Annotated in this window: 22 protein-coding genes and 1 riboswitch; of the genes, 14 read left to right on the plus strand and 8 right to left on the minus strand. The window is 55.4% G+C overall.

The genetic code is table 11. From position 1 onward, the window contains the following. Positions 1-20: 20 nt before the first annotated feature. Positions 21-605, minus strand: coding sequence for a D-sedoheptulose 7-phosphate isomerase (locus tag TH2_RS02950; RefSeq protein ID WP_008888907.1), 585 nt, complete (start codon positions 603-605; stop codon positions 21-23). A 31-nt stretch (positions 606-636) separates the two neighbouring features. Next, the gene (locus tag TH2_RS02955; RefSeq protein ID WP_008888908.1) at positions 637-1593 is read right to left on the minus strand and encodes a UDP-glucuronic acid decarboxylase family protein; all 957 of its coding nucleotides are present in this window, start codon (positions 1591-1593) and stop codon (positions 637-639) included. 233 nt (positions 1594-1826) lie between these two features. Between TH2_RS02955 and TH2_RS02960 the strand changes: the two genes are divergently transcribed. Continuing rightward, positions 1827-3056 (plus strand): EAL domain-containing protein, encoded by a 1230-nt coding sequence (locus TH2_RS02960; protein ID WP_008888909.1) that lies wholly within the window; start codon positions 1827-1829, stop codon positions 3054-3056. A 48-nt stretch (positions 3057-3104) separates the two neighbouring features. Here the strand turns inward: TH2_RS02960 and cobT are convergent, their stop codons facing one another. Continuing rightward, entirely contained in the window at positions 3105-4139 is a 1035-nt protein-coding gene (gene cobT, locus TH2_RS02965) for a nicotinate-nucleotide--dimethylbenzimidazole phosphoribosyltransferase (protein ID WP_008888910.1), read from the minus strand. 209 nt (positions 4140-4348) lie between these two features. Here cobT and cobS point away from each other — a divergent pair, with 209 nt between their 5' ends. Both cobS and TH2_RS02975 read left to right on the plus strand, forming a co-directional pair. Next, entirely contained in the window at positions 4349-5161 is an 813-nt protein-coding gene (gene cobS / locus TH2_RS02970; protein ID WP_238538649.1) for an adenosylcobinamide-GDP ribazoletransferase, read from the plus strand. A gap of 31 nt (positions 5162-5192) precedes the next feature. Beyond that, positions 5193-5804: a histidine phosphatase family protein gene (locus tag TH2_RS02975; RefSeq protein ID WP_040822284.1), complete on the plus strand. Its 612-nt coding sequence runs from the start codon at positions 5193-5195 to the stop codon at positions 5802-5804. A 20-nt stretch (positions 5805-5824) separates the two neighbouring features. Here the strand turns inward: TH2_RS02975 and TH2_RS02980 are convergent, their stop codons facing one another. Then, positions 5825-6463 (minus strand): hypothetical protein, encoded by a 639-nt coding sequence (locus TH2_RS02980; protein ID WP_008888913.1) that lies wholly within the window; start codon positions 6461-6463, stop codon positions 5825-5827. Positions 6464-7014: 551 nt separating this feature from the next. After that, a riboswitch (cobalamin riboswitch) is annotated at positions 7015-7205 on the plus strand. Between the two features lie 58 nt (positions 7206-7263). Between TH2_RS02980 and cobU the strand changes: the two genes are divergently transcribed. The 9 genes from cobU (at position 7264) to TH2_RS03025 (ending at position 18529) form a co-directional block, all read left to right on the plus strand. Continuing rightward, positions 7264-7803: a bifunctional adenosylcobinamide kinase/adenosylcobinamide-phosphate guanylyltransferase gene (cobU, locus tag TH2_RS02985; protein ID WP_008888914.1), complete on the plus strand. Its 540-nt coding sequence runs from the start codon at positions 7264-7266 to the stop codon at positions 7801-7803. Positions 7804-7837: 34 nt separating this feature from the next. Beyond that, entirely contained in the window at positions 7838-8878 is a 1041-nt protein-coding gene (gene cobW / locus TH2_RS02990) for a cobalamin biosynthesis protein CobW (protein WP_008888915.1), read from the plus strand. A 98-nt stretch (positions 8879-8976) separates the two neighbouring features. After that, a complete protein-coding gene (gene cobN, locus TH2_RS02995; RefSeq protein WP_008888916.1) occupies positions 8977-12741 on the plus strand; it encodes a cobaltochelatase subunit CobN in 3765 nt (1254 codons plus the stop codon). A 186-nt stretch (positions 12742-12927) separates the two neighbouring features. Further along, positions 12928-13629 (plus strand): hypothetical protein, encoded by a 702-nt coding sequence (locus tag TH2_RS03000; protein WP_008888917.1) that lies wholly within the window; start codon positions 12928-12930, stop codon positions 13627-13629. Positions 13630-13753: 124 nt separating this feature from the next. After that, positions 13754-14575 (plus strand): endo alpha-1,4 polygalactosaminidase, encoded by an 822-nt coding sequence (locus tag TH2_RS03005; RefSeq protein WP_238538650.1) that lies wholly within the window; start codon positions 13754-13756, stop codon positions 14573-14575. Between the two features lie 53 nt (positions 14576-14628). Next, the gene (cobO, locus tag TH2_RS03010) at positions 14629-15255 is read left to right on the plus strand and encodes a cob(I)yrinic acid a,c-diamide adenosyltransferase (RefSeq protein WP_008888919.1); all 627 of its coding nucleotides are present in this window, start codon (positions 14629-14631) and stop codon (positions 15253-15255) included. A gap of 50 nt (positions 15256-15305) precedes the next feature. Further along, positions 15306-16826 carry a cobyric acid synthase gene (locus TH2_RS03015; protein ID WP_008888920.1) on the plus strand — a complete coding sequence of 507 codons (1521 nt, stop codon included), beginning with the start codon at positions 15306-15308 and terminating at the stop codon, positions 16824-16826. 219 nt (positions 16827-17045) lie between these two features. Then, entirely contained in the window at positions 17046-17720 is a 675-nt protein-coding gene (locus TH2_RS03020) for a glutathione S-transferase family protein (RefSeq protein ID WP_040822555.1), read from the plus strand. Then, the gene (locus tag TH2_RS03025; protein ID WP_008888922.1) at positions 17717-18529 is read left to right on the plus strand and encodes a class I SAM-dependent methyltransferase; all 813 of its coding nucleotides are present in this window, start codon (positions 17717-17719) and stop codon (positions 18527-18529) included. The genes TH2_RS03020 and TH2_RS03025 overlap by 4 nt, the downstream gene beginning before the upstream one ends. Before the next feature lie 46 nt (positions 18530-18575). Here the strand turns inward: TH2_RS03025 and TH2_RS03030 are convergent, their stop codons facing one another. Continuing rightward, complete coding sequence (locus TH2_RS03030) at positions 18576-19604, minus strand: substrate-binding domain-containing protein (RefSeq protein ID WP_040822558.1); 1029 nt, start codon at positions 19602-19604, stop codon at positions 18576-18578. A gap of 105 nt (positions 19605-19709) precedes the next feature. Further along, complete coding sequence (locus tag TH2_RS03035) at positions 19710-20528, minus strand: tetratricopeptide repeat protein (protein WP_008888924.1); 819 nt, start codon at positions 20526-20528, stop codon at positions 19710-19712. A 268-nt stretch (positions 20529-20796) separates the two neighbouring features. Here TH2_RS03035 and TH2_RS03045 point away from each other — a divergent pair, with 268 nt between their 5' ends. Further along, positions 20797-21702, plus strand: coding sequence for an SDR family oxidoreductase (locus TH2_RS03045; protein WP_008888926.1), 906 nt, complete (start codon positions 20797-20799; stop codon positions 21700-21702). 223 nt (positions 21703-21925) lie between these two features. Continuing rightward, positions 21926-22933 carry a complex I NDUFA9 subunit family protein gene (locus tag TH2_RS03050; RefSeq protein WP_008888927.1) on the plus strand — a complete coding sequence of 336 codons (1008 nt, stop codon included), beginning with the start codon at positions 21926-21928 and terminating at the stop codon, positions 22931-22933. 106 nt (positions 22934-23039) lie between these two features. Here TH2_RS03050 and TH2_RS03055 read toward each other — a convergent pair whose 3' ends face one another. Beyond that, positions 23040-23825 (minus strand): cobalt-precorrin-6A reductase, encoded by a 786-nt coding sequence (locus TH2_RS03055; RefSeq protein WP_008888928.1) that lies wholly within the window; start codon positions 23823-23825, stop codon positions 23040-23042. A gap of 83 nt (positions 23826-23908) precedes the next feature. Further along, complete coding sequence (locus tag TH2_RS03060) at positions 23909-25027, minus strand: cobalt-precorrin-5B (C(1))-methyltransferase (protein WP_008888929.1); 1119 nt, start codon at positions 25025-25027, stop codon at positions 23909-23911. Positions 25028-25088: the final 61 nt, after the last annotated feature.

The following is a 25088-nucleotide window of genomic DNA, read 5'->3' on the forward strand; positions in this document are numbered from 1 at the left end:
CGGATTTTCTGGGCCGCCGGTTATTGTTTCGTCAGGCCAAGCGTATGTTCAAGCGCACCGACCAGCATCTGGCCAATCTGGATATGCATTTCCTGAATGCGCGCGGTGGTGTTGCTCGGCACGATCATCAGTGGATCGCACAGATCAACCATGTCACCACCGGTCTTGCCAGTCCAGCCGGTCGCAATCAGGCCCATTTCCTTGGCCTTGGCCAGACCGAGATTTACGTTCTTGCTGTTGCCGGATGTTGAGATGCCAATCGCAACGTCATCCGGATTGCCAAGTGCTTCGATCTGGCGCGAAAACAGGTGATCAAACCCGAAGTCATTGCCGATCGCGGTCAAGGCCGAGCTGTCGGTGGTCAGCGCAATCGCCGGAAGCGCGCGACGATCATTGATATAGCGAACCGTGAATTCGGTTGCGATATGCTGCGCGTCCGCGGCCGACCCGCCATTGCCGAAAAACAGCAGCTTGTTGCCGTCATTTAGGGCGTCGGTGCAAATCTCGACCAGTTCGATAAAGGCATCGCGGGTGGCTTCACGGGTCTTGTTGACCAGATCAAGATGCTCGTCAAACTCGGCATCGAAAAAGGCTTTGATATCCATCACGCGTCCAAATCCAAAAGAAGTCGTCGTATTAGCCGTGTTTCGCAATCAGATTGCGGAAATACTCAATTGTCGAGCCGAGGCCATCTTCAAGGCTTACAGTCGGTTCCCAGCCATCAAGTGTGTTTCGCGCAAAGGTAATGTCGGGCTTGCGCTGCAGCGGGTCATCGGCCGGAAGGTCTTTGAAGATCAGCTTTGATTTGGCGCCGGTCATCTCAATGACGCGCTCTGCCAACTCACGAATGGTGATCTCATATGGGTTGCCAAGGTTCATCGGCCCGGTAACCGTTTTGTCGGTTGCCATCAGACGGACAAAGCCCTCGATCAGGTCAGTATAGAAGCAGAAGGATCGGGTTTGCTGGCCGTCGCCATAAATGGTGATGTCTTCGCCATGCAGCGCCTGGATGATGAAGTTCGATACCACACGGCCGTCCTGCGGATGCATGCGCGGGCCATAGGTGTTGAAGATACGGGCGACTTTGATATCCAGACCATGCTGGCGGTGGTAATCAAAGAACAATGTTTCAGCACAGCGCTTGCCTTCGTCATAACAGGCGCGCGGGCCGATCGGATTGACATTGCCGCGGTAATCTTCGGTCTGCGGATGGACTTCAGGATCGCCATAAACTTCGCTGGTCGAGGCCTGGAAAATCTTGGCGCCAACGCGTTTGGCGAGACCCAGCATGTTGATCGCACCATGCACACTGGTTTTGGTCGTCTGGACCGGATCGTGCTGGTAATGGATCGGCGAAGCCGGGCACGCAAGGTTGTAAATCTCGTCGACTTCGAGATAGAGCGGGAAGGTAACATCGTGGCGCATCAGCTCGAAATGCGGTTTATCGAGAAGATGGACAATGTTGTCCTTGGTGCCGGTGAAAAAATTGTCGACGCACAGAACGTCATTGCCTTCTTCAAGCAGGCGTTCGCACAAATGAGAACCAAGAAAACCTGCGCCACCGGTTACCAAAACGCGCTTGCGTCGCCACATATCGTCTCTGACCTTATTACTCTGATATCAAAACGGGCTGAAACTAGCAGCTTGGTTGGCGGAAAGCTACGACTTATCTTTTCTTGGACGTGTCTGAAATTCCCCAATATTCGGGTTTGGTTTCAACATGCATGAATGCTAAATACATAACCTGTTAATGCACCGGCGTTATCGTGGTTCGGGCAGATTAGCGGCTGTGATTCCGTCGAAACAATTCTCTGGTCATTGCATTTATGTCTGATAGTTCACTTCCATCGCCCGAAGCCTTCCTCGTTGACTATGTGCGACGCCTTGAGCGGCGCAAGGACGGCGTTGGTGCGATTCATGTGCATTTTTCCAAGTTGCTGCCATTTAACCGGCGTGACCATCACATCCGTACGGCGATTACGGCGTTTGAAGAAATCGTACCGGAAGTCACCGGGCGTATTTTCACCCTGTCCAACCAGGATCTGATTTTCATCTTTGACGCCGCAGAGATGGACGAGGTGAATGCCGTCATTTTCAGGCTGAAATTCCTGTTCAACGACGATCCTTTGATCAGTGATGGCAAGGATGAAAGCGGCGCGCCCGCGACCTTTACCGACTATTTCGATGTCGGGCAGCAATATAAAGAATTCCTGCATCTGACTCAGTTGTTGGTGCGCGCCAACGCCAATCGACCCAAAATCGTCAGCAAGGCAGCCGAACGACACAATGACCATCCGGAACTCAGCGATGATCGCGCGCCGCTGACCCCGAAGATCTTGGGGCGCATTGATGAGTCGCTGCGGCGTGCGGATCTGTCCAACCTGATGCGTCGACAGGCCATTTGTGCCGTGGTTGGTGATGCAAACCCGACGCCGGTTTTCCACGAGTTGTTCATCTCGATCAAGGATTTGCAGGATACGCTGCTGCCAGATGTCAATGTTCTCTCGAACCGTTGGCTGTTTCAGCATCTGACCGAAATTCTGGATCGGCGCATGTTGTCGCTTCTGACCCGATCGAACGATGCATCCGTGACCGGGTCTGTCAGCATCAATTTGAACGTCTCGACACTGTTGTCACCGGACTTCCTGACGTTCGATAGTAACGTTAAGGCCGGGCAGCGCGGGACAATCGTGCTTGAGCTCCAGAAAATCGATATCTTTGCCGACCTTGGGGCATTCTTCTTTGCGCGCGACTTCTGTCGTGATCGTGGCTATCGCATCTGTATCGATGGCATCAGCTATCTGTCGCTGCCCTATATCAACCGCAACAAGCTTGGCGTTGATATGATCAAGATGCTTTGGGACCCGGAAATGGAAAACATGGATGAAGAGCATCGCGAAGCCATGCGCGCCGCGGTGGCAGAGTCCGGAGATACCCGCGTTATTTTGTGCCGTTGCGATGACGAACGCGCTATCAAGTTTGGTCATTCCATCAATATCACCATGTTCCAGGGCCGCCATGTCGAGCACCTGATGAACGAACGGACGAAAAAATAGCGCCAGATTGCTGACGCTATTGGGTGGGCTCACTTGTAAGGCTGGGAATCAGGCCTCTTCCTTGCCATCAATACCGGCTTTTTCAAAGGTTGCCATGCCGGTGTGGCATTCTGCGGCCGCGCGTAAAAGCGGGATGGCAAGTGCAGCACCTGATCCTTCGCCAAGGCGCATGCCGAAATTGATCAGTGCTTCCTTGCCAAGTTTCTCAATCAGCCGCGCATGTCCCGGTTCTGCCGATACATGCCCGACCAGACAATGATCAAGTGCATCGGCACGCATCGCAGCCAACACAGCGGCCGCCGCACAGGATACATACCCATCAAGCAATATCGGAACCCGCGCAAAGCGCGCTGCAATGATGGCACCGGCCATAGCAGCAATTTCGCGTCCGCCAACACAGCGCAGAACATCCAATCCGTCATGCATCTGGTTTTTATGCAGGATGATGGCATCACCTACGACGCGCGTCTTGCGATCAAGGGTCGTGTCATCAATCCCGGTTCCCCGACCGGTCCAGTCCGCAGCATTCCCGCCATAAAGTGCATGGGAAATTGCCGCCGCCGATGTGGTATTGCCAATGCCCATTTCGCCGGGAACAAAAAGATCCAGACCCTTTTCAATCGCACTCATGCCAAAGGCCATCGCTTCGGCACAGCCTTCGTCATCCATCGCCGGTTCGTGGGAAAAGTCGTTGGTCGGGATTTCAAGCGCGACTTCCATGACGCGGAGTTCGGCATCGACAGACTTGCAAATCTGGTTGATTGCAGCCCCGCCATTGATGAAGTTTTCCACCATCTGCTGGTTCACGCTGGCCGGAAAGGCCGAAACGCCCTGCGCAACGACACCGTGACTGCCGGCAAAGACGGTAACGCGCGGGCGCGACATGCGTGGGCGCGATGTTGCCTGCCATCCTGCCAGCCAAAGGCTGAAACCCTCAAGCCGTCCAAGCGATCCGGCAGGCTTGGTCAATGTCGGTTCGCGCTGGGCCACGGCGGCCTGCGCTTCCTGATCGACTTCGGGAAGTTCGGCGAGAAGTGCGCGAATTTCCTCAAGATTTTGGGGCGGATGTTTCGGGTTGAACATTTTGGTCTCCGGCTGGCGACAAAGGTGCCTAACTAGTGTTCCGCTTGGCTTCCGGGATGGTAAGGATTAGGCTCGGAAACCAATTGTGTAAGGCGGTTCAGGAAGTCGGGCCAAACTAGGCCCTGACACTATGCCCGGGCGCAACAGATTGCCAGTTTGAAAATCGGAAATTTATGCTATCCAAAGATCATAACCAAAACGAAACAAATATGCAAAGCTCGGATTCATCTGACAAACCCGGCCCAGACACGGCGACAGATGCGTCCGTCGAGGTTTCGCCTATTTCCGATTTCTGGCGCGCCCTGGCATTGCTGAGCCGTGTTCCGGTCAAGGGTATCGAGGATTTCCGCGCTGAGGTGATTGCAAGATCGGTCTGGTCTTGGCCGCTGGTTGGTTTGCTGCTGGCTGGTTTTGCCATGCTGCCGGCGATGCTGGTCTATTCCCTGACAGCCAACATCCTGATTTTTGCGATTGTCGCCTTGGCATGCATGGTTTTGTTGACCGGATCAATGCATGAAGATGGCATCGCGGATTGTGCTGACGGGTTTGGCGGCGGGTTTGAGCGGGCGCGCAAACTTGAAATCATGCGCGACAGCCATATCGGTACATATGGGGTTGTTGCCCTGATCCTTTGTTTCGGCCTGCGTCTGATTTTGCTTTCTGCGGCGGGCGATGCCGGGCAGGCAGCGATCCTGTTTCTGGTGATGGCAATAACATCACGGGCGGCAATGCCAGTGGTCATGCATATCCTGCCTCCGGCGCGCGCTGATGGTTTGGGCAAGGGGGCCGGAACGCCAAATGTGATGATGGTCGCTTTGGCTGTTGGCCTTGCTTTGATTCTGTCGCTTGTTTTATCGGGTCTATTTGCGACGATGGCCATTCTTGTGGGCGGACTTTTGGCGGTTGGCCTTGTTGCGGCGGTCGCAAAATGGCAGATCGGTGGCCAGACCGGCGATGTCCTAGGCGCAACCCAGATCGTGACCGAACTGTTTGTTGGTATCGCCTTTATTGCCGCCCTTTAGATTAACCAGGACAGCAACAAGAAGGAATGCCGTGAGCAGTTTGAAAATAACCCGCTGGTGGCTAGTGCGTCACGCCCCCGTCCAAAATCCGAAACGACTGGTCTATGGCCAAAGTGACATGCCTGCCGACCTTTCCGATGAAAAGGCACTGGCTGCCCTTGCCGGGCAACTGCCGGGTGATGCCGTCTGGGTGACCAGCCATCTGTCACGTACGCATGATACGGCGCGCAGTCTGCAGGCCTTCATGGACAAAGACGTAACGCCGCAGGCTGAAAGCGGCTTTGCCGAACAGCATTTTGGTGATTGGGAATTGCAGAACTGGAATGATTTGCCCAAGGGGGAAACAACACGTTTCTGGACCGACTTTGCCCGCCAACACCCCCCAAAGGGTGAAAGCTTTGCCGATGTGGTTGCCCGTGTCGGCCCGGTCTTTGGACGATTGAGTGCGGATTGGGCCGGGCGCGACATTGTCGCTGTCGTTCATGGCGGAACGGTGCGCGCCATGCTTGCCAATGCACTGGGTTTATCCCTTGAAACCGCATTGGCATTTCATATCGACACGTTGGGTCTGACCACGCTTGAATATATCGACGGGGTCGACGAACCGGGCTGGCGCGTGACCGCTGTCAATCAGCGCTTCTAAGGAGCTTACGGGGTGTTCCGTCAGGCAGAGGCCAGCTCGATATCCGATGCCATGTCATCAAGGGCATGTTCTGCCAGATAGCGGTCAACCATATCCGGGTTCAGATCATGCTTTTCGCAGATGTCGAAAACGTCGCGAAGATAGGCCTGATAATAGGGCACCGGACGGCTGCGTGATTTGCTTCGCAATTTGGCAACATTCGGGAAATCACTGGCAAAGGATGCGTTTTCGATTACCTGTATGATGGTGTCATCAATAATGGCAGCCGGCATCCCGCAATAAGTCTTGCCGCAAGCAGACAACATCTTGCTGGCAGTCGGAACAGAAATGCCCGGCTGGGAAAGCAGCTCGTTCAACTCGTCCTGTCCGAAATCCGAGATCGACATCAGGGTAACCAAGGTCGGCATATCGCGCACAAGCAACGACAGGGCATTGACGCGAATGCCGCGTTCATGGGACCAGATGATGGTTGCGATTACACCCTTTGAGGCATCCTCGGCAAAGATGTCACGCACATCGCGCCGTGCCAGAGTGATCTCGCCATCGGTTGCGTGCTGTTCAAGAAAATCCTGAAATGACCGATCAGGACTGTTCAGACGGTCCAGCAATCCCAGCCACATGTCCTTGCGAGACGATGTGGTCCAGGTTGGCGCGTTCATCTGTCGGATTTTGGATAGGTGAGAACGTATTGCCATTGGTCTTGAAAAATCCAGATTACCCCAAGAGTTTCGGTGCAGTATTTCCTGCAGCCAGCCGGGTGATGTGTCTATATCCCGGGTTTTCGCCAGATTGCGGATTGTTCCGTCTTTAGGGTCAGGACCTATTAATTTGGTTTGAATGGTTAAACAGATTTGTGCGGATACGCGGAGTAAAGCCGACGGAAGATATTTATCTTTCAAGGTTTTACGACAAAGTAGCCCGTGCAAATCCGATTAATCCGAAGGACAGACGTTATATTTGCAAACTCCAGCGTCAAATCCCTTGTGCGGGATACCACCCCGCCCCGCGGGCTTTTCCTTGGAATTCGCAAATATAACGTCTGCCATTCAAATCAAATTAATAGGTCCTGACCCTAGTTCCAGCGCAACGGTTTGATGTTGGCTGAAATGGTATGACCTCTCAAGCAGACAATTCTTACAAATACTGACCTTCCGATTAGGGTGGGGTGGTAGCGAAGGGTTAAGCGCCGAGAATGACCTTTGGCATTTTTGGCAAACCTGCTAGGTTCGGCGCATCGTTCGGTGATGGGAAATCGGTGCAAGGCCGATGCTGCCCCCGCAACTGTATCGGGTTGGGAGATCCGGGTCGGTGCCAACGCGCCAGACCAGCCACCGGGAAACCGGGAAGGCGGATCGCTTTCATGCCCGCAGCCAGGAAACCTGCCGAAGGTGTCACTATTCGAAGGAAGGTGACGACGCAATCGGGCCTCGGTGGGAGGCCATGGCGAGGAACAAACGGGATGACCCAGACTTTACCCCCTGAAAGCCCCTCTGGCGGGACGCATCTGATCCTTGGCGGGGCGCGATCCGGCAAAAGCCGGTTTGCCGAAAACATCATCAATCAGGCGGGCGGTGGCACATATATCGCAACCGGGCGTGCCTGGGATGACGAAATGGCCAACCGCATAGATCGTCACAAACAATCACGCGGCGATCTTTGGCAGACAGTGGAAGAACCGCTCGAGCTTTGTTTGGCGCTGCAGACCTATAATGTCACAGGCGGCAAGCCGGTTCTGGTTGATTGTCTGACCTTGTGGCTGACCAACCTGATGCTTGAAGACCGCGACATTGATGCCGAGATCGCAGCTCTTTGTGACCTGCTGCCGACCCTTGATGTGCCGGTGCTTTTTGTCTCAAACGAGGTTGGCTTTGGCATCGTGCCGGAAAATGCGATGGCGCGGGCCTTTCGCGATCACGCCGGACGCCTGCATCAACGCATTGCCGAGATTGCAGACAAGGTCACCCTTGTGGTGGCCGGCATTCCGATGCCGGTCAAATAGTAACATAAAGAATTGAATTTTAAGGATTTCAGAAATGGCACAATTGGGCAAAATCCCGGCAACCGTCATTACCGGTTTTCTGGGCGCCGGCAAAACAACCATGATCCGCAACATGCTGGAAAATGCCAATGGCAAACGCATTGCGCTGATCATCAATGAATTCGGCGATCTGGGTGTTGATCGCGGCATTATCAATGGCTGTGGCATCGAAGGCTGCGAAGAGGATGATGTTGTTGAGCTGGCCAATGGTTGTATCTGCTGCACCGTGGCTGATGACTTCCTGCCTACCATCCAGGGGCTGATTGATCGCGATACACCGCCTGATCATATCGTGATCGAAACATCTGGTCTTGCCCTGCCAAAGCCGCTGGTAAAGGCGTTTAACTGGCCAGAAGTCCGGTCGCGTGTGACCGTTGATGGTGTTGTGGCGGTTCTTGATGGCGCTGCCCTGCGTGATGGGCTGTTTGCCCATGACCATCACGCGGTACAGGCGCAGCGCGAAGCAGACGAAAATCTTGATCATGAAAGCCCGCTTGAAGAACTGTTCGAAGAACAGCTCCACTGTGCGGATATGGTGGTTCTGAACAAGACGGACCTTTTGACCGATGCCGAACGCAGCAAGGTCGAAGCTGACATCCGTGCAGAGCTGAAAAAGCCGTCGGTCAAGATTATCGCGACCGAACATTCCCGGGTTGAAAATGCCATCCTGCTTGGTCTGGGGGCTGCCGCCGAGGATGACCTTGATAGTCGCCCAAGCCATCATGACGATGGCCACGAACATGATCACGACGATTTCGACAGTTTTGTTGTCTCGCTTGATGCGATCAGTGATCCGGCCAACCTTGAAAAGCGCCTGATTGATGTCGTGCGTCAGTTTGACGTGCTGCGCATCAAGGGATTCCTTGATGTGCCGGGCAAACCGATGCGCCATGTGGTTCAGGGTGTTGGTGAACGTTTTCAGCGCTATTTCGACCGTCCGTGGGCCGATGGCGAAACGCGCCGGTCGGAACTGGTGGTGATTGGCCTGCATGGTCTGGATCGCGCTGTGATCGAGGCTGCCATCAAGGCCGCCTGATCCAATTTAATCTGATCAAGCCACCTGAAACCGGATGCTAAAAATCATCCGGTTTCAGCCTGTTTGAAGACCAAACGCACAAGGATACGGATCGCGCGATGCATCTATTGGCAGCCCAGCCCGGAATGGTCACTGACGGCAGTGAGGCCGTCGACCTTGGACAGCAACCCGGCGATGTGGTGATCCTGTCTGCGGCCGAGTCTGAACTGGCTTGTCTTGCCGGGGCACAAGGGCGGCTGGTCGATGCATTTGGCGACGAAACCCCGTCACTGCGTCTGGCAAGTTTGCTGCAGTTTGGCCACAACATGTCGGTCGATCTTTATATCGACGATGTTCTATCCGACGCCAAATTCATCATCGTGCGCATTCTGGGCGGGCGCGGTTATTGGGATTATGGTATCGAACAATTGGTTGCCCTTGCACGTGCCAAGGACATTCCATTGGTCCTGTTGCCCGGTGATGATCAACCCGATGCGGAGCTTCTGACGCTTTCGACCGTCAAGGGGCGCGAATATCAGAACATCTGGCGCTATCTGATCGAAGGCGGACCGCAAAATTCCGAGAATTTACTTCGTCTTATATATGAAAAGTTAAATTCAAGCGTGAACTGGAACTGGTCACCGGCGGCCCCGCTGGTCAAGGCCGGGGGCTATTGGCCGGGAAAATCACAGGCAAGCCTTGATGAAATCCGGGTTAACTGGATTGAAAATCAACCAGTTACGCCGATCATCTTCTATCGTTCACTGGTACAGGCCGCCAATCTGGATGTTATTGACGCGCTGGTTGAGGAACTGGTTTCCAATGGTCTGAATCCATTGCCAATTTTTGTCGCCAGTCTCAAGGATCCGTTGGCTGCGGCATTGGTCGAGGACTGGCTGGCGGAAACCAGTGCGGATTTGATCCTTAATACCACTGGATTTGCGATATCTGTTCCGGGGTCAGAACGAAAAAATGGTCCGTTTGACGCGGTCGATGCCCCGGTCTTTCAGGTGGTGTTCTCAGGCGGTGGCGAAGAGGCCTGGCGTGAAGGTGTGAATGGTCTGGCCGCGCGAGACATTGCGATGAATGTGGCGCTTCCCGAGGTGGATGGCCGTATCCTTTCACGTGCGGTGTCGTTCAAGGGATCGGCGGGAAAAGACGAGCTGACCCAGATTGATTTGGTGAAATACATCCCGGTGCGTGATCGCGTGGCCTTTACCGCCAAACTTGCGGCCAATTGGGTGCGGTTGCGCAGAACTGACACCAGCGCGCGCAAGGTGGCGATGGTCATGGCGAACTATCCCAACAAGGATGCGCGTCTTGGCAACGGGGTCGGGCTGGATACCCCGGCAGGGATGATCGAAACACTGCGTGCCATGCAGGGCGAAGGATATGGCGTAAAGGGTCTGCCACAGGATGGCGATGCGCTGATTGCCGCGATCAAGGCCGGGCCGACCAACGATTTCAAATCACTAGCCGGTCGCGAAATTCGCGTGACCCTGCCGCGAAACGAGTATCAAAAGGCGTTTGATGGCCTGCCGCAAACCATCCGCGATCAGGTGTTCGAGGCCTGGGGTGATCCGACAAAGGATCCGTTCTATCTGGCAGATCGGGATGCCTTTGCGCTTTCGATCCTGCCACTTGGCAATGTGGTGGTCGGGTTGCAGCCCGCGCGCGGCTATAACATTGATCCGCTTGAAAGCTATCACTCGCCCGATCTGGTGCCGCCGCACAACTATTTTGCCTTTTATATCTGGCTGCGTCATGTGTTTGGCGTCGATGCCATCATTCATTTTGGCAAGCACGGCAATATGGAATGGCTGCCGGGCAAGTCACTGGCCCTGTCCGAGGATTGCTTCCCGGAGGCCGTTTTTGGTCCGACCCCGCATTTCTATCCGTTCATTGTCAATGACCCGGGCGAAGGTACCCAGGCCAAGCGCCGGGCACAGGCAGTGATCCTGGATCATTTGACCCCGCCTTTGACCCGGGCGGAAAGCTATGGCCCGCTCAAGGATCTCGAGGCGCTGGTCGATGAATATTACGATGCGGCTGCGGTTGATCCGCGCCGTCTTGTGATCCTCAAACGCGACATCCTAGAACTGGCGATCCGCATCGGCCTGGACCGTGATTGCGGTATCGAGCCCGACGAGGACGAAGAAAGCGCGCTTGCCAAGCTTGATAACTATCTGTGCGAGCTCAAGGAACTTCAGATCCGTGATGGTCTGCATATTTATGGCAAGGCGCCTGAGGGTGACCTTCTGACCGATCTTCTGGTCGCACTGGCACGCTTGCCGCGCGGGTCAGACAGTGGACCAAAGGCATCCCTGCATCGCGCGATTGCCAAGGATATCCTTGATGATCCGGCCTTCGATCCGCTTGATTGTGCCTTTGCCGAATTCTGGCCGGGGGCCAAGCCCGAAATTCTCGCGCATTATGACGGCGAAGATATCGGACCATGGCGCACCACCGGCGATACCGTGGAACGGATCGAGCTTTTGGCACGTGACTTGGTCAAGGGAACGGTGAAGGCTGATCCGGCGTGGTCGGCCGTCTGTGACGTAATTTCTGATATCGAAACGACTATTCGCCCGGCAGTTGTTGGTTGCGGCCCGGCTGAGATCGAGGGTCTTTTGCGTGGCCTTGCCGGCAAGTTCGTCGAACCTGGCCCGTCCGGTGCCCCGACCCGTGGCCGCCCGGATGTGCTGCCGACCGGCCGGAATTTCTATTCGGTTGATACCCGTACCGTCCCGACCCCGGCTGCTTGGCAATTGGGGTGGAAGTCGGCCGAGTTGCTTCTGGAACGTCACGTGCAGGATCACGGCGAATGGCCAAGCGCGCTTGGCTTGTCTGTCTGGGGAACCAGCAACATGCGCACCGGTGGTGATGATATTGCACAGGCGTTGGCCCTGATGGGTGTGCGCCCGACCTGGGATAGTGCATCACGCCGGGTGACCGGTTTTGAAATCATGCCAGCATCTGTGCTGGGCCGACCGCGTGTTGATGTCACCTTGCGCATTTCCGGCTTCTTCCGCGATGCTTTTCCGGGCCTGATTGATCTGTTTGACAGTGCGGTACGCTCGGTGGCCGGGCAAACCGATGAGCCAGATGACCTCAATCCGATTGCCGTCCGGATAAGGGCCGAAACCGAGAAACTTCGCGCTAAGGGAATGGACGCGGATCAGGCGGCCAGACAGGCTGGATTCCGGGTGTTTGGCTCCAAACCGGGGGCCTATGGGGCCGGTTTGCAGGCGATGATTGACGAAAAACTCTGGGATGACGAAGACGATCTTGCTGATGCCTACCTTGCCTGGGGCAGTTATGCTTATGGCAATGGCGCCGAGGGCACGGCGGCACGTGATCTGTTCGAAACCCGGCTTTCGAAGGTTGATGCGATTGTCCACAATCAGGATAATCGCGAACATGATTTGCTGGATTCCGATGACTATTATCAGTTCGAAGGCGGAATGACATCTGCTGTGCGCAGTCTGTCAGGCAAACAGCCCACAGTTTATCACAGTGATCATTCCCGCCCGGAAAGCCCGAAAATCCGCACCCTGGAAGAGGAAATCGCCCGTGTCGTTCGGGCGCGTGTCGTGAACCCCAAATGGATCAAGGGTGTGATGCGCCATGGCTACAAGGGCGCGTTCGAGATGGCGGCAACAGTCGATTATCTGTTTGCCTTTGCCGCCACCGCGCGCTGCGTTGCCGATCATCACTTTGATCTGGTCTATGATGCCTATCTGGGCGATGCCGAGGTGCGCGATTTTATCGCCGATCATAATCCCGATGCGTTGCAAGATATCAAGGACCGCCTGAGTGAAGCGATCGACCGTGGGCTGTGGCAGCCGCGTCGCAACAGTGTTTCCGTCGATCTGGGACTGTAATGCGTCAACTGTTGCTTGTTATTGGAATCACGGGAATTTTACCGTCGGAACAAACCGGGCAGTTGAAACGTTACGTTTTCGCACCATATCTCAATTAACCAACTGTCAATAAGTTGTGAGGGACGGGGCACCCCTATCGGATCGCCTGCATGGGAAGCAGGTTGATTGAACAGATCGGAGGCCGCGATGGATATCAAGACCAACGTTCGTTTGCCAGATTATCTGCAAACTCCAATGCCTGCCCATGACAGGCATGCAGATATCGTCAACTCCCTGCTTTCTGATTTCGACATGCCAGACTGGTTGCGAGCAGATTTGCACGGCAACGGGCGCTATCGCCCGGCACGCGGTGCCATTCGCGCAGTTCTGGATGTCCGTGAACGTTTCAACGGCGTGCATCGGCCGGTAACGTTTGATGAATTCCATGCCGGCATGACAGAGCTTGCCCATCACCTTCCGGGTCCGGACCAAACCAAGTTTGAAATCAATGCCAAGGTGAAGATTTACTGGCGCTACCTGCAAGGGGTCGAACGTCAGGTCTGGCGGACCGCCGTTGCGGTTGCCCATCTTCGTCTGGATCATTTCCCGGTGGTGCGTGAATTCAAAACGCTGATTGAACAGGTCGCGATCAGCCGCGACTGGCTGGAAAAACGCCTTGAGGTGGTCGAGAAAAGCTTCCAAAGCCCGGCCGGCGCGCGCAACGAAGCCGTGCGCAAGGCCTTGGACCGCCTGCGCCGCATGTCGCCCGGGGATCGCCTGCAATTGTTTAACAAGGCCCGGATGCGCCGCCCGGAACTGCGCAATATCGACATGCGCGAACCCGATAAATGGGCGGATCTGGTGACCAGTGACCTTGGCCTGACAACAGGCCAAAGCGCCAATTGGTAAAGCTGGGCCAACTTGGATCGGATAAAAGCGCGGTCATTGGGATCGCGCTTTTTGTTTGCGGGATTGTCTTGGCGGGTGCCCACGGGCAAACTCACTGCCCAACACTTCAGGGCAGATGCATCGTGTGAAGAACTCAATTCCCAAATCCTTTTGTCTGTGGGCAGGCATTCTCCTCGGCTTGCTATTGCATGGGCAAACCGCACAGGCGGATACCACAAATGAATGGGCATCCGTTCCAAGGGGCCCGTTCCATTGGCAGCTTCAAGGCACACTTGATGTCGATGACGCCATCCGCATTGTCGGCGCCGATCTTTTTGATGTGTCCGCCGATCAGGTCGCGGCTTGGCGCGCTGCCGGGCAGTATCCGATTTGTTATATCAATGTCGGGGCTGTCGAAAATTGGCGGAATGACGCGAAGGATTTCCCGGAAGATGTGATCGGCGCGCCCTATTGGGGCTGGGATGGCGAAAACTGGCTTGATGTCCGCCGGTTTGAGCTTTTTGCCAATGTGATCAGGGCCCGTCTTGATCTTTGCCGTGACAAGGGGTTTCTGGCGGTTGAGCCTGATAACATTGATGCCTTTGAAGCCGATCAAAGCAGTAAGCCAACCGGTTTTGACATCACGCGCGCCGATCAGCTGCGCTATGTGAACTGGCTGATCACTGAGGCCCATACGCGCGGTCTTGCCATCGGGCAGAAAAATGTTACCGATCTTGTGGCTGATCTTGTCAATCAGATGGATTTTGCCCTGCTTGAGTCATCCTATCGACTTGGTTTCATGGCGGAATTTGACCCTTATATCGGGCAAGGAAAGCCTGTTTTTGCCGTCGAGTATGTTGATGAAGGTGTTGAGCCGAAGGCCTTTTGCCGGGTCGCGCTTGCGCACGGATTTCAAGGCGTGATCGCCAATCTGGATCTTGATCAAACGCCGCAAAACTGCCCTTGATCCCGGGGGTGCTTTCGCCGCATTCTGGGGCGGCATTTCAAAGGGAAGAAACAATGACCGACAAAAGCCAGCCAGACGTCGATATCAATGCGCGCCATGATGAAAAAATGAAGAAAATCAAGGCCGCGCGCGACAAGATGATGGCCCAGAAAATCGATAAAAAGGGCCTGATCATTGTCCATACCGGCAAAGGCAAGGGCAAGTCTTCCTCGGCCTTTGGCATGGCGATGCGCTGTGTCGGCCATGATATGAAAGTCGGCGTCGTCCAGTTCATCAAAGGTGGCTGGGAAACCGGTGAGGCAAAGCTTCTTAAAAAATTCCCCGATCTCTGTGAATTCCACGCCATGGGGGCGGGCTTTACCTGGGAAACCCAGAACCGCGCACAGGATGTCGCACTGGCCCGTGAAGCCTGGAACAAGGCCTTGGAAATGTTGCGCGATCCAAGCTATTCCATGGTGATCCTCGATGAGATCAATATCGTCCTGCGTTATGATTTCCTGCCACTTGAGGACGTGCTTGAAGCACTCGCCAACAAACTGCCGGATCAGCATATCGTACTGACCGGGCGCAATGCCCCGGATACCTTGATCGAGGCGGCCGATCTGGTGACGGAAATGACCATGGTCAAACACCCGTTCCGCGAACAGGGCATCAAGGCCCAGATCGGTGTCGAGTTCTGATCCGGCCTTGATCATTAGCGGATCACTTGCAAGAAAGTTTTGAAACCGGAATGAGTGCGCAATCCGTCCCTGCCCTGATGTTGCAAGGTACCGGTTCCGATGTCGGAAAATCCTTGCTGGTGGCCGGATTGTGCCGTGCCTATGCGCGTCGTGGCCTCCGGGTGCGTCCGTTCAAACCGCAAAACATGTCGAACAATGCTGCCGTGACCGATGATGGCGGCGAAATCGGCCGCGCGCAGGCGCTTCAGGCACGTGCAGCGGGTGTTGCGACATCAGTTCATATGAACCCGGTCTTGCTCAAACCGCAAAGCGACATTGGGGCGCAGGTCGTGGTGCAGGGCAAGGTCATGACCAGTGCCAAGGCACGCGATTATTATCGCCTCAAACGCGATCTGCTGCCCAAGGTGGTCGAAAGCTTCGAGGTCATGGCACGTGATGCCGACCTTGTCCTGATCGAAGGGGCAGGGTCCCCGGCCGAGGTCAATCTGCGGGCCTCTGACATTGCCAATATGGGTTTTGCCGAGGCCGTGGGCGTTCCGGTCATTCTGGTTGGCGATATTGACCGCGGCGGGGTGATTGCCTCGATCGTGGGGACGCATGAGCTGCTGTCCGAGGATGACCGCCGCTGGCTTAAGGGTTATGTGATCAACAAGTTTCGTGGCGATGTGTCGCTGTTTGAACCGGCGACTGGCATCATTCATGAGCGCTGCGGACTTAAAAGTTACGGTATCGCAACGTATTGGCCGGGTGCCTATAAGTTGCCTGCCGAAGACGGCGTGGCGTTGGAAAAGGCCGGGAAATATCACCGCAAGGCCGGGAATGAGGGGGACGCAGTTCTGCGCATTGCCGTGCCGCATCTGCCGCGTATTGCGAATTTTGATGATCTTGATCCGCTTGCCGCCGAGGATGATGTTGAATTGCTGGTAATCAAACCGGGGCAAGTGATCCCGGGGGATTGTGATCTGGTGCTTCTGCCGGGGTCAAAATCGACCATGGCCGACCTTCGGTTCCTCAAGGAGCAAGGCTGGGATATCGATATTCTGGCCCATCATCGGCGGGGTGGTCATGTGATCGGTATTTGTGGCGGATATCAGATGCTGGGCCACATGGTTCATGACCCGGACGGGGTTGAAGGCGCGCCGGGAAGCGAGCCTGGTCTTGGTTTGCTCGATGTTGAAACCGTCATGGCGGGCGACAAGACGCTGCGCAAAACAACAGGACTGACGGTTGGCGATCATGCTGTTCTTGCTGCCGGAACACCGGTCGATGGCTATGAAATTCATATGGGTCGGACCGATGGCCCGGATCGGGCGCGAAGCTGGCTCGATCTGAATGGTGTGGTGGATGGCGCGATCAGTAGCGATGGACGGGTTTTGGGGTGCTATCTGCACGGGCTGTTTGGCAGTGATGATTTTCGTCATGCCTTTTTGGCGGCATTGCGATCGGACGAGGCACACAAAATGACGCATTTTGAGGCCAGTATTGACGCGGCCCTTGATGAACTGGCTGATCATCTTGAAGCCTGCCTTGATCTGGATGGCATGCTGGAACTGGCAAAAAGCCGGCCCTGACAGGGCGTGTTTAAGCTTTCTGTCAGGCATGAGCGTTACGTATAGCAAAATTGCACTTTCGCCCACTTGAAGGTCTTTACTTCGCGCGCGTTGCATGGTTTGAGATATCTTGCAGTTCCGGGTTGGAAACGAACCGGCTTCGTTGCGGTTTATGGAATGTTTGCGCCCCCACGCCGGGTCTTTGCGAAACGTTCATCTTGGTCGGGTATCTTCACGCTCATGCGTCAGTTATATCATTTTTGGCTTTCACCTTTTTCGCGCAAGGTCCGTCTGGTCCTGGCCGAGAAAAAGCTCGATTTCGAACTCACGGCTGAACCGGTATGGGAACGGCGTGACGATTTCCTGCTGCTTAATCCGGCCGGTGAAGTGCCTGTGCTTAAGGAAGAAGACGGCACGGTGCTGTGTGACTCCAGCGTCATCTGCGAGTATCTCGATGAGGTGTACCAGGACGAGCCGAAACTGTTTGGATCCGACCCCAAGGAACGTGCTGAAATTCGCCGCCTTGTCGCGTGGTTTGATGGCAAATTCAATCGCGAGGTCACTGACCATCTGCTCGGTGAGAAACTTCTGAAACGCTTCTTCTCGACCGGCACCCCTGATACCAAGGTCCTGCGCGCCGGGCGCACCAATGGCGCCTATCACATGGATTATATCGGCTGGTTGTTTGAACGCCGGAACTGGCTGGCTGGCGATCATCTGACCATGGCCGATCTGGCGGCTGCCGCACAGGTATCCGTGATCGACTATATGGGCGATATCAACTGGTCGAAACATCCACGCGCCAAGGACTGGTACATGCGGATCAAAAGCCGCCCTGCCATGCGCGATATTCTGGCAGATCGGCAGGCAAGTTTCCCGCCATCAAGTCATTATGCGGAACTGGATTTTGAATGAAGGATTCATCCATATCTGATGAATTCTACCCTGAAGGCGGGTTAAATACCGCCAGTTACGATCTTCGCGCTGATCTTGATCGTAAGATTTTTGAAGACCCCATTCCCTTTTACACGCGTTTGGCGACCAGCCTTGCGCATGAAAATGGCGTGCTTGAACTGGGTTGCGGCACCGGCCGGATCAGTGCTGCGATTGCCAAGTTAGGTATCAAGGTCGAGGGGCTTGATCTGTCACCCGCCATGCTGGGTCAGGCACGCGCCAATTACCCTGATCTGACATGGCATCTTGGCAATATGTGCGACTTTGATCTGGGGCGGCAATTTGATCTGGTGATCATCCCGTTTCGCGGGCTTCAGGAAGTCACCGAAGCCACTGATCAGCGTCGCGCCCTTGAACGGGCCTTTGCCCATCTGAAACCCGGCGGGGCGATCGCACTGGATCTGATGGATCCGGATTTGCGCTATTGCCTGCCAGAAGGTGACCCGGAGCACGTCGAGCTGCCGATCTTTCCGATGCCAGACGGCGTCGGGCAACCGGGCAGTCGGCTTCGCATCACGGCGATGGAACGCACCAATGATCCCCTGACCCAAAAGTTCAGCGAACATTGGCGGTTTGAAGAAATCAGCGATCAGGGCGATGTGATTACGCGCGAGGATTGCTGGCATCATCTGCGCTGGGTGCATCGCAGTGAAATGCGGCTGATGTTGGAGCTGTCCGGTTTCGTTTCGATATCGGAATTTTCGGATTTCGAGGGCAATCCCCCGAAATATGCCAGCAACCAGGTCTGGATGGCAAAACGGCCGGACTGATGCCCGGCCGCTCTATTGCGTCTATTGGTGCTTATCCGTTAGCTTCTCAGTTACCGGCGAATTTCGCGGCACTGGTCATTGTTTCGGCGCGTTCCTCATTGGTCAGCGGCACAAGGCCGTTATCAGCCAGAAGACCTTCTTCGCCAATCACCGCTTCCGAAACATAGGTCGAGATAAAGTCACCCAGGCTCTGGACCAGTTGTTGATGGTCATCCTTGACGTACAGATAAAGCGCACGCGATGCCGGATAGCTGCCATCAAGGATGGTTTCATAATCCGGCTCGATCCCGTTGATCGGAACCCCCTGAAGGCGTTCACGGTTACGTTCCAGATTGTTAAAGCCCATCACGCCATAGGATGTCGGATCTTTTTCAAGCTTGCTGATCACCAGACGGTCATTCTCGCCGGCTTCGATATAGGCGCCGTCTTCGCGAAGGGTCCGGCACAGCAGGCGGAAGCTGTCAGGATCGGTTGCCTCAAGGCTTGCAATGTCAGAAAATGTTGCACAACCCTGATCAAGCAACAGCTGCCCCATCAGATCGCGCGTACCCGAAGTCGGCGGTGGTCCATAAACGCGGATTTTAAGGTCCGGCAGGCTGGGATCGATATCAGACCATTTTTCATGCGGGTTTGGCACACTTGCGCCCTTGACCGGAACGGTCCGCGCCAGGGCAAGGTATAGCTGACGGGCGGTAAGTTCCATACCCGGTGCTTCGCGCGAGCCCAGCATGACAATACCATCATAGCCGATCTTGATTTCGCTGATGTCACGGACAGAGTTTGCCGCGCAAATTGCGGTTTCCGACCCGGTGATAGGGCGCGATGCGTCAACAATATCGGGGAACTCTGCGCCAATGCCGCCACAAAACAGCTTGAAGCCGCCGCCTGAACCGGTGCTTTCAACCACCGGGGCCGGTGCACCGGTGGTCTTGGCGAAATGTTCGGCGACCTTGGTGGTCAGCGGAAATATCGTCGAAGAACCGACAATCCTGATCTGATCGCGGGCCATTGCGGCATGTGATGTCAGAAGTGCCATCGATGCGGCAAGGGTAGCCAAGGCAAGCGTGCGACGCATTTCGTCCCCCAAAACGTATCCGGTGATGATCCGGCAAATGGTTCTGCCGGTCATATACAAGGAAATCGGTCACCGTGAACCTGTTTTCTGAACTGACGGTCCCCGTCAGTCCGATCCGGTGCGAACATCCATCTTCTCTATATTCGCTTTTGCCGCGTCAGCAACAGGGGTTCCATTTGAAAGTTCTATGACAGTTAACCAGTCCTGCCGTGCAAGATCGTTATCACCGGCAATCTGATGGAGCTTGCCGCGTTCGAAAAGCGCCTGAACATTCTGGGGTTCCCGGTTCAGAACTTGTTCGATATCAGTCATTGCCAAATCGTAACTTTCAAGCAGTCGCCAGGCCGATGCCCGGTAAATCAGCGCCTCGGTATGATCGGGTTGAAGATCAAGTGCTGCATTGAGGTCATCAATCGCCTCCCAATACTGCCCGGCAAGGCCAAGTGCCATGGCACGATCGACCCAAAGCTGCGGGTTGTTGGGCACCAGTTCAAGCGCGCGGCTTTGATCACGCCAGGCGAATTCAAGGTTATCGGCCATCATCCAGGCCTGACCGGCCTGGGCCAGCATTCCGGCAACCACACCCGGTCCGGCCGTGCTGTCCTTGGCAAGCGCGTCAAGGCGGGTGGCGGCTTCTTCATATTTGCCAAGCGATATCAGTGCCACGGCAACACAATGGCGGGCCGGTTCCCCGCCACCCAGATCGCGCCAGGCAATCGCGCTTTCAAATCCGTCTTCGGGTTTGAGTTGCGCCAGCTTGATGCAGTCACGATATTGCTGGCTTTCTTCCTGTGTCATGCCACCGTTGCTTTCGGTCTGGGCCTTGGCGGAAGGCACGCCTGCGCCATAGATGCCGACAAACCCCGCCAGATACAGCAAGCCTGTGGCGCGCGCTAGGAACGAGGTCGCGAAAAGTCGTGACATGAAAAAGCTCCGTCTTTGGCAAAGTTTCTGGCAGTCACCATAGAAGATCACATGATCGATCCACCATGGCTGAATGCGCATATCTGAAAACGCATATTCGTGAAGTCTCACACCATGAAAACGGCAACAACATGATTGTTGTTCCCGAAAGCCGCAGGTTGCGGGAACAAATCATGGTCCAAAAGGTTTTGCCAAAAGACTTTGTTTGTCTGTGGCAAGGCCGTTACTGTGCCCTTCACACGAATTTGCCGTCACAAAAGGTGCCTTGATGACCAATAAGCTGTTCTGTTTCGGATTGGGATTTTCCGCCCGCCTTGTTGCCCGCGCGCTTAAGGCAGAGGGTTGGAAAATTGCCGGAACCACACGAAGCGCGGACAAGGCCGAACAGCTGAAGTCTGAAGGCATCGAGCCCTTTATCTTTTCCGATGATCAACCGATTGCCGATATCGCCAGCGCGCTTGAAGGCGTGACGCATGTCCTTTCATCGGCCCCGCCCGGCGGGATGGGCGATCCGGTGATCCATCATCATGGCAATGATCTTGCGGCACTGCCCGCGGGCACGTGGATTGGCTATTTGTCGACCACCGGGGTTTACGGTGATCGGGATGGTGCCGAAGTCACCGAGGATGATGATCTTCTGCCAAGCGGCAAACGCGGTCGCAGGCGCGTGGCGGCTGAAAAGGCATGGTTTGACCTTGGCCGTCGTCATGATCTGTGTGTGCAAAGCTTCCGCCTGGCGGGCATCTATGGTCCCGGCCGCAATGCGCTTGAAACCGTCCGGTCAGGTCGTGCACGCCGGATCGTCAAACCCGGTCAGGTCTTTTCGCGCATCCATGTTGATGACATCGCCCAGACGGTTCTGGCATCCATCAAACAGCCCAATTGCGGCGCGGCCTATAATGTCTGTGATGATGATGCGGCCCCGCCGCAGGATGTGATTGCCCATGCTTGCGGCTTGCTGGGTATCGATCCGCCACCCGAACAGGATTTTGCCACCGCCAAGCTAAGCCCGATGGCCGCCAGTTTCTATGAGGACAACAAACGGGTTTCAAATGCGCGGATCAAACAGGAACTCGGTGTTAAGCTGCGCTATCCGGATTATCGGGCCGGTTTGCTGGCGCTGCATGATGAAATACTGGCCAAATTGCAGGGCAGAGACGAAAACGTTTCATAAAACCGCATTGTTGACCACAATTGCGGGTCGTATATAACCCAAGAGCCTGCGGAAAATCATATTGTCGTCTGTTTGGACACCGCATGTTCAGGCACCATATGATTTTCCACAGGATCAGTTTCGGACCGGATCGTTTTGGCGTTCCGGACCCCAAGGCCACCGAGCACGGGCATCTGATGCGGGCATCTTCCGCATCGTCCCGACCGGCAAGGAGAGAGCAAGCATGGATCGTCGTATCGTAACCGTTTTTGGCGGCACCGGATTTGTCGGACGTCATATCGTCAAGCGTCTGCTGGAGCGTGATTTTATCGTTCGCGTCCCGACCAGAAGCTTTGAACGCGTCAAAAAACTCAAACCGATGGGCAATCTAGGGCAGGTCGTTCCGGTCCATTGCGATGTGCGCGACGAAGACAGCATCAAGGGCGCGCTCGAGGGGTCCGAAGCGGTGATCAACCTGCTGGGCATTCTCTATGAACGCGGCAGCAAGAATTTTCTCAATATCCACGTCAAGGCGGCCAAACGCATTGCCGAGGAAGCCAAGGCAGCCGGTGTAAAGACGCTTTTGCACATGTCGGCACTGGGTGTGGATAAAAACACATCTGCCAACTATGCGACGTCCAAACTGGCCGGTGAAAAGGCTGTGCGCGAAGCGTTCCCGGATGCGGTGATCTTCCGCCCGTCGGTGATCTTTGGCCCGAACGACAATTTCCTGAACAAGTTTGCCACCATGGCGCGTTTCTCGCCGATGCTGCCGGTTGTTGGCGCACCGGGCCTTCCGAAAGTTGATCTTGGTGAAGGCAAGGTTGATCTGCACGGCGAAGGCGGCCCGAAATTCCAGCCGGTCTATGTTGGCGATGTTGCCGATGCCTTTGTCACCGCACTCATGGAAGGCAAATCTGCCGGCAAGACCTATGAGCTTGGTGGACCGGAAACCTATTCCTTCATGGCGCTTTTGCAGGACATGCTGCGCATCACCCGTCAGCGCGCCATTCTGATGCCGGTTCCGTTCTGGCTGGCCTCGATCAAGGCATTCTTCCTGCAGTTCCTGCCGGTCCCGCCGCTGACCCCGGATCAGGTTCGGTTGCTCAAGACCGATAACGTCGTTTCCGAAGGTGCGGACGGTTTTGCCGAACTTGGCATTACGCCCAACAGCCTCGAGGCAATTGCGCCGTCTTACCTCAAACGGTTCTGCCCGCCGCGTAAATCCGGTGAGTTCCGCCGTTTCGTCTAAGGCGCACGGCTGATCAGGCGATCAAAAAGAAAACCCCGCCAAACTTTTGGCGGGGTTTTTTCTTGTCTCGAAGGCGCCAAGGATATTGGCCGCGTGCAAAGGACCGTCAGACCTTCTTGAGGGTCTCACGAATGGTGTCGATGATTTCAGAACGTGACGGGGCCTGAATGACCGGTTCCCCGCCCGGGCGTTCAATCATGATCACCGGAATGCCAAGGTTCCGTGCGGCTTCGATCTTTGCAAAGGTCGCATCACCGCCGCTGTTTTTGCTGACGATCACATCGATTTCGTTGCGTTCAAGAAGCTCGGTCTCGCTTTCAACACTGAACGGGCCGCGCGCAAACAGCCATTCGCCAAATTCCAGATCAAACGGATCACGCGGGGAATCAACAGTGCGGACAAGCAACCATGTTTTTTCAAGCCCTTCAAAGGCATGCAGGTTCTTGGCACCGCTTGCGATCAGCGCGCGATTGCCAACTTCGGGCAGGATTCTGGCCGCTTCTTCAATCGATTTTACCATGATCCAGTTGTCATCTTCGGTCTGTTCCCAGGCTGGGCGGTGATACTGAATGCAAGGCATTGCCACGGCATGGCAGGCCTTGGCGATATTGTGTGAAATCTCGGTGGCATAGGGATGGGTCGCGTCAATCACCAGATCAATCTGTTCGTTTTTAAGGTGGGTGATGATGCCCTCTGGTCCGCCAAAACCGCCGATGCGAACGGGAACGCCATCGGGAAGGCTCGGTGCGCTGGTGCGCCCGGCGAGCGAGAGTTGCAAACGAACATCCCGGCCAAATTCATGCATCAGGTCCTCTGCAATGCGATTTGCGTCTCCGGTCCCGCCAAAAATAAGGATGCGTTTTGGACGTTTGGCAGGGCGGGAGAGGGACATGGGCAAAGAACCTTGTTGTTGCTTTATGACCTTGGATGGCCTGTTTGTTGCGCAGACACGGGAACAGATTAACGAACTGCTGCTTACGATGCCACCGGTCGGAATTGATCAAATTCGCCAATCCCGTGGCGGGCAATGATGGTGCCGTTGCGGTCGGTAATGACGACTTCAACGGCCGATGCGCCGTCCAATGTGGCGCGCGCGGATTCGCAGGCCTGACGGGCAATCGCATCTTCAATCTTAACGTCCGCCGCCTGACAAAGTTCCAGAACCTGTTTGGCGGTATTGGCCGTGCGGCACTGGTCTTGCAGCGTTTCATCGCCGCCACACGCTGCAATCGTTCCTGCCAGCCGATCAAAATCGACCTGTGATCGGCTTGAATGCAAATCGAGATGCCCCTGAGCAAATTTGACCAGTTTGGCAAACCCACCGGCGATGCTGACAAAGGCAATCGGGTTTTTGCGCAAATATTTCAGCATCCCGCCAACAAAGTCGCCCATATCAAGAATGGCTTCCTCGGGCAGGCCATAGAATGCGCGAATGGCCGCCTCGGACGTTTTGCCGGTTGCGCTGGCAACATGTTCGCGCCCGGTCGCCCGCGCGACGTCAATCCCGCGATGGATCGAATGGATCCACGCCGAACAGCTAAACGGGATGACAATCCCCGTGGTGCCCAGTACCGACAACCCGCCGACAATACCCAATCGCCCATTCCATGTTTTGGTGGCAATTTCAGCACCCCCGGGAATGGAAATCTCGATCTCGACATCGGGGCTTGCGCCATACTGGTCACAAAGTGCTTCGATCTGTCCGACCATCATTTCGCGCGGCTTGGGATTGATTGCGGGTTCACCCGGTGGCAATGGCAGGCCCGGCTTTGTAATCGTGCCAACTCCGTCACCGGCATGGAATGTGATGCCGCTTCCGGGTTTGCCAAAACGCACCGTCGATATGATTTCCGCCCCATGGGTGACATCGGGATCATCGCCGGCGTCCTTGATCACGCTGGCGCGCGCCCAGCCATCGCCCTTTTCAGCCTTGATCAATTTGAAGGACGGCGTTTCTCCGCCAGGCAGGGTAATGGTGACCGGATCGGGAAAATCGCCGGACAACAATGCCTGCCACGCGGCACGGGTTGCGGCGGTGGCACAGGCCCCCGTCGTCCATCCCTTGCGCAGTGGTCCTTCCGGTTTTCTTGCCATCAGTCGGTTTTTTTCCTGTTAATCCTGTCGGTGTTTTCGCTATTGAGGGCGGGGATGAGAT

This window comes from Thalassospira profundimaris WP0211 (assembly GCF_000300275.1).
Classification (GTDB): Bacteria; Pseudomonadota; Alphaproteobacteria; order Rhodospirillales; family Thalassospiraceae; genus Thalassospira; species Thalassospira profundimaris.